The sequence below is a fragment of the Jiangella anatolica genome, from assembly GCF_003236295.1.
GTDB classification, from domain to species: domain Bacteria; phylum Actinomycetota; class Actinomycetes; order Jiangellales; family Jiangellaceae; genus Jiangella; species Jiangella anatolica.
On the sequence record NZ_POTW01000207.1, the window covers coordinates 1 to 470 of the forward strand.

The following is a 470-nucleotide window of genomic DNA, read 5'->3' on the forward strand; positions in this document are numbered from 1 at the left end:
GTCAGCGATTGCGCATACTTCGCCCACTCCACGGTAATCGGTGCCGGCGACTAACGTCACCAATAACAATCGGTGGCTTCACGCAGCGGGAACCGTAGCTCTGTACCCAACCGTTTTGCGTAAAGACAAACCCGTCGAGGTGCTCGCCAAAGTATTCCACCATGTCATTACGTTCGGCCTCGCCATGTACCAGCACATCCAGTCCCAAACGTTCCTGTTCAACAATGGCCTGCCTGATATGTTCCGCAATGCCCGTGCGGTAGTTATTGGCGTCGAGATTGCCTTTTTTGAAATCCAGACGCAGGGTACGAATTTCCGTGGTTTGCGGGAAAGAACCAATCGTGGTGGTCGGCCACGCTGGCAGTTTAAAACGCGCACGCTGGGCTTCGGCACGCACTTCATAGACATTCGCACGCTGGCTGTCCTGGGCGGTGATCGCCGCCAGACGCTTTTCTACCGCCGGATTATGT

General features: G+C 55.3%; 1 pseudogene. It reads right to left on the reverse strand.

Going from position 1 to position 470, the window contains the following annotated elements:
- Positions 1-470, reverse strand: a pseudogene (locus tag C1I92_RS33005) (5-methyltetrahydropteroyltriglutamate--homocysteine S-methyltransferase); the annotation flags it as partial.